6 protein-coding genes and 1 pseudogene are annotated in these 4,734 nt (G+C 67.8%); 4 read left to right on the top strand and 3 right to left on the bottom strand.

Annotated features, from left to right (window positions below; genetic code table 11):
• Positions 1–146 precede the first annotated feature (146 nt).
• Together ACFWTC_RS38510 and ACFWTC_RS38505 are read left to right on the top strand one after the other, a co-directional pair.
• The gene (locus ACFWTC_RS38510) at positions 147–503 is read left to right on the top strand and encodes a hypothetical protein (RefSeq protein ID WP_383933343.1); all 357 of its coding nucleotides are present in this window, start codon (positions 147–149) and stop codon (positions 501–503) included.
• Positions 500–721 (top strand): hypothetical protein, encoded by a 222-nt coding sequence (locus ACFWTC_RS38505; protein ID WP_383933341.1) that lies wholly within the window; start codon positions 500–502, stop codon positions 719–721. Before ACFWTC_RS38510 ends, ACFWTC_RS38505 begins: the two co-directional genes overlap by 4 nt.
• 456 nt (positions 722–1,177) lie before the next feature.
• Here the strand turns inward: ACFWTC_RS38505 and ACFWTC_RS38500 are convergent, their stop codons facing one another.
• Positions 1,178–1,606, bottom strand: a complete 429-nt coding sequence (locus ACFWTC_RS38500) for a hypothetical protein (protein ID WP_384075133.1) — start codon at positions 1,604–1,606, stop codon at positions 1,178–1,180.
• Positions 1,607–2,037: 431 nt separating this feature from the next.
• Positions 2,038–2,328, bottom strand: a pseudogene (locus ACFWTC_RS38495) (transposase); the annotation flags it as partial.
• Between the two features lie 232 nt (positions 2,329–2,560).
• On the opposite strand from ACFWTC_RS38495, the gene ACFWTC_RS38490 reads away from it, so the two are divergent.
• Positions 2,561–3,013, top strand: coding sequence for a hypothetical protein (locus tag ACFWTC_RS38490; protein WP_384030612.1), 453 nt, complete (start codon positions 2,561–2,563; stop codon positions 3,011–3,013).
• 404 nt (positions 3,014–3,417) lie between these two features.
• Positions 3,418–4,080 (top strand): IS5 family transposase, encoded by a 663-nt coding sequence (locus ACFWTC_RS38485; RefSeq protein ID WP_384030614.1) that lies wholly within the window; start codon positions 3,418–3,420, stop codon positions 4,078–4,080.
• Here the strand turns inward: ACFWTC_RS38485 and ACFWTC_RS38480 are convergent.
• The gene (locus ACFWTC_RS38480) at positions 4,046–4,528 is read right to left on the bottom strand and encodes a hypothetical protein (protein ID WP_384030616.1); all 483 of its coding nucleotides are present in this window, start codon (positions 4,526–4,528) and stop codon (positions 4,046–4,048) included. The genes ACFWTC_RS38485 and ACFWTC_RS38480 overlap by 35 nt on opposite strands.
• Between the last annotated feature and the right edge of the window lie 206 nt (positions 4,529–4,734).

Below are 4,734 nucleotides of genomic sequence, written 5' to 3'. Positions count from 1 at the left end.
CAGGGGGGACCCTGTGGGAGAGTAGGACGCCGCCGAACAATTATTGTGGGAAAGCCCCGCACCTTATGGTGCGGGGCTTTTCTGCGTTCCGGACCCGGTTCTTCGGCTCGGCTGGGTGTCCTGGCCGCGTTCCCCTGGAGGACGCGATGACAGCACAGCAGCTGGAAGACGGCGGACCGCTCATCCCTCAGCCGGCCATGACGCGGGAAGCCCTGCGGGACGCCGTGCGCCGGATCGACATGGCCAACCTGGCGGTGCTCGACAAGGAGTGCAACGAGGCGTTCGACCGGGCCGCGGAGACCGGCGCCATCAATCCGCTGCGGTTCTTCCTCATCAAGTGGGCCACCCACGTCGCCATCCAGCGCTGGCCGGCCCGGGCGGCGGCCCTCCGGGAAGCGGAACGTGTCGCCGGGGACCCGGCCGCGACGGAAGCCCAGTTCCGGGCCGCCATGGAGACCAGCAGCCGCATCCTCGCCGACGCCCAGCGGGAGATCGGTCAGTGACCCTGCGGGGTGAGGGCATCGAGAACGACGACGGCTGGGCGTGGGAGTGCGACCCCGGTCGGCTGTGGGTGCTGGGGGACATGCCCGGGGAGTACCAGCGTCTCGTCGGAACCGTCATGGACGGCCTGGTCGACCTGGCGTCGATGGCGATCGACCCCAAGGACAGCAGCCTCTACGAGGACCCGCAGCCGATGCGTCTGCGTACGTACGAGGACTAGCACCTGATGCTCTGGTACCAGACCATCCCGCACCGGAGCCGGGTCTACCTCAAGCGCGTAAACCTCTGACGCCAACCGGGACGACTTGGCCAGCCGCCGAGCCCCCCGCCCACACCGCCCAGGTGAGCAAACTGGTGGAGTTCTTCAAGCGCATGCTGACGTAGCGGCTGCGCTGGTGCTTTGACCCTGAAAAGGCCGTGCTCGAGTAGGAGTCCGTGCTCAGCGGCAGCCGCTTCACGGAGTTTGTTGAGGCCGATGAGCCGCGAGTTGTTGCCGGCCAGGACAACGACGTTTGTTGCTGAGGCGGCCGACGGACCAGGTCGTCCAGGCTGGTGAGGCAGACGGGGAAGCCGGCTCGGCAGGCGGCGTCCGAGAAGGCCCACCGCGATGTGTTCGTCCAGGGTTTTGTGACGCGGCAATTCTGAGAGCCGCACGCCTTGAAGGGACGGGTCCCGGTCAATTCGTCCGCCCTTCGTCGACGACGCAAGCTTCCGCGGCCGACGGCCCGCTGGTAGGTCGCCCGCTGGGTCTCCGCGTCGGCGGATGGCACGGAGGGTGATCTGGGACTTCGCGGTCCGGAACCGAGTAGAGGTTGGTGTCGAAGGCGACCAGGCGTCCGTAGGTCTTGGCTCGGTGCGAGGGCACCAGCGCCAGTCCCTCGATGGAGGAGAAGGCCCGGCCGACCTGGACGTGGTCGCGGACGATAGGGACTTGCCGTTCTTCCCGGCCTTTCCCGGAGGGGCGGTAGGCGGCCAGAACGTTGATGCCGATGTCGAAGGGCCTGGCGAACCTGACCGCTCCCGGATGCAGAGGGACCGCCTCGCCCGGGGTGACGTGCCGACGGACGAGGATCTTGGTGCGGTCGTAGACGATCGACATCAGCACCCCGCCGAGGTGGCCAGGTCCTGGCTGGGGGTAAAGCAGCAGAACGGGTCTCGCGAGTAGGACACGTCATGTGGAACGAGTAGACCTTCGGGATGCCGACAAGGGCGAGGATCTTCCCCTCGTCTCCCCAGTCGACCTGGGCCGGGGATGCCCAATTCTTCCGCGACTCATGGCTGGGCCTCTTGCGTACAGAGCTTCACCGGCTGGTAGGCGGCGGTGAAACCGGACTCCGCCCCACCAGTTGCTCGTGGACCATGGCCCCTTTGTCAGGACCTCGGGTCGCAGCATCGCGTCGATCAGCGGCGCAACGTCAAACACCATCCGTCCACGAGCTGCTCGGTCGATGCCCGGCGAGGCGGAGAGATCGGGGCCTGGGCAGCCAGGTACTTGCGGACCGTGTGGCGGGCGGGCATCAGACGGGATGGAGGATGACGATCACCGTCGAATCGCGGCAGAGGCATGTCGGCCCGCAAGGACCGCAACCTGTCGACGTCGATCCGGCCGTGGTTGAGGGCTCCGTACAACGCTCCGTGCCCACGACGGTGCTCGGCCACCAGCGTCAAGTCCACCGGGGACTTCACCGCACCGTCCGAACACAGCACCGCGTCCACCAGCTCGAACAACTCGTCACGCCGGGCGGTCAGGCACTCGTAGAACTCTCCTCGGAAGCGTGACGCTTCCGCGAACGCCTCCCTCCGGACAGCATCAGGCAGCAAACTCACCCTCACGGCCTTCGTCGTGGTCACGTGCACCTTGGTCGGGGCACATGATCAGACGAAGGCCGCCCTCACGTCCGGTGAATCCCCAGGTGAGCGACTCAGTTCGAGACACAGTTCGAGGCAGAAGATAAAGAACAAGCTTAGAAGTCGTTTCTCTACCGATCACGGTGGGCGTGAGTTCGAGTGTGACTGCCTGGCCGCGTGATCTTTCGGCGGTCTGGGTATCAAGCCAAGGGTGATCGGCGAGCGAGGGGGCGGACTTCGAATGGGGGCAGCGGACGAGCAGGACCTTGAGGACGGGGAAGGCTGGCTGACGAAGGCCGAAGTCCGGGAGATCTGGCCGCAGATCAGGCCGAGCAGCATCCGGGCTGTGGCGCGGGCCAACAGCGTACGTACCTCGGCTGCGCCCTCCCCCGACCTGACCCGCGAGCCGACCTACCACGCGGCGGACGTACGCCACGTGGCCGCGCGGATCGCCCGGGGTGAGGCCGATGTCGCGCCCTGGCAGCGCGCCGACTCCGACGCTGCACGCGACGACGCCACACCCGGCCCACCGGTTCGGCAGCCCGTCAGTTGGGGGTCCGAGAACGTGCCGGGGCTGATCCTGCTGGCAATCATCGTGGGGCTGATCCTCTGGGGCCTGACCTCTCCCGACAACCACGGCACAGTAACGGACTTCGTGCGCTGAGTGCGCTAACTAGCGGTTGCTCTATCGATCTCGGTGATCGTGAGTTCGAGTCTGCCGACTCGGTCGGGCGATCTCCTGGTCGGCAGGGCATGAAAGTGGGGCCTCCCGTACAGCTCGTGGGTGTCGAATCCAGTCGAGCAACAGGAGGCCCCTGGTGCCGCAGTTTTCCGTCTCCGTGACGTTGCCGTCCAACTCCGCGCCCCTGTCGTGTGATTGCCTCGCTCACCGGTTCGGGAACGCCGGGGACCGGCCGCACAGGCGTCCGAGGTACCCCTCGGACATGACCGGCGCGGAGTGGGCAGTCGTGCGCGACGCGATGCCCGTGCCCGCCTGGCTGGAGGGAAGGGGCGGGCAGCCGGAGAGCTACTGCCACCGGCAGCTGGTCGACGCGGTGCGCTACCTGGTTGCGTGCGGGCGGCATTGCCTGGAGAGCGCTGCCTGCGGACTTCCCCGCAGGGGACCGCGTCTACGCCTTCTTCCGGCGCTGGCGGGACAAGGGCCTGGTCGCCGAGTTCCACGACCGGCTGCGCGACCGGCTCCGCGAGGCGTCGGGCCGTGATCCGGAGCCGACCGCCGGGATCGTCGACGCGCAGTCGGTGAAAGGGGCCGCGTCGGTGCCGGTTGCCAGCCGGGGGTTCGACGGCGGGAAGAAGGTGAACGGCCGCAAGAGGCACATCGTCGTGGACACCCTCGGGTTTCTGCTGGCCGTGATGGTCACCGCCGCATCCGTCACCGACCGCGAGGCCGGCCGGACGCTGCTGGAGCGGCTGCGGATGCGGCACTGGCGTATCTCGCTGGTGTGGGCCGACGGCGGCTACACCGGACGCCTGGTCGACCTCGCCCGCGATGTCCTGCGGATCGCGCTGACGGTGGTCAGACGCACCGACGACGCCACGGGCTTCGTGGTGCTGCCGAAAAGGTGGCTGGTGGAACGGACGTTCGCATGGCTGATGCACTCACGCCGCCTGGTCCGCGACTACGAGACCCGCACCGACACCTCCGAGGCGATGATCCGGTGGTCGATGAGCATGGTCATGAGCCGCCGGCTCGCCCGGCGAGCACGCTGAACATCCCCGGACGTTCCTCGGCCATCCAGCCCCGCGCGGCCAGGCGCTTCACCTTCGACCGCACTCCCTCCACCTTCGCCGCGACCACCTCCAGACCCAAGGCCGCCGCGAGCTGCCGGCAGTCCATCTCCTCCCCGCTCCCCGCCAGGACCTCCACGAGCCGTTGGTAGTCCGGCGCCAGTGAGTCGAGAGTGAGCCCTTCCCTCCAGGCGGGAACCGCCGAGCCGGGCACCGCCCCGGCGACCCGCGCAGGCCGTTCACCGGCCACCCCGGCCAGCGACGCCTCCTCGCCCACAGGAGGTTCTGCCAGGACTTCGGCCACCGTCTGACGGGCAATCACGAACCGCTCCCACGCGGCTTCCGCCTCCTGGAGCTCGGCCTGAAGGACCTCCACCCGCTGCCGAGCAGCACGCTCGCGCTCCTCAAGTAGCCCCATCACCGACCGCATCCGGCACCTCCATCGAAGAGACGACACGCCACCCAGCCTCTGCCACCGAGGCGCCGTCACTATGCCTGACCAGCGGAAACACACCCGTCACTATCGGAAAGACAACGGCTTCTTAGCTTGACTCTGTCGGGGATCTTGGAACTGTCGAGATCAGGTGCCCAGGGTGCGCCATGACTTCGGCCGGGGCATCTCGCGCTGGTCGAGGT

This window comes from Streptomyces sp. NPDC058619 (assembly GCF_042717785.1).
Lineage (GTDB): Bacteria > Actinomycetota > Actinomycetes > Streptomycetales > Streptomycetaceae > Streptomyces.
This window is presented reverse-complemented; position numbering and strand designations above follow the sequence as displayed.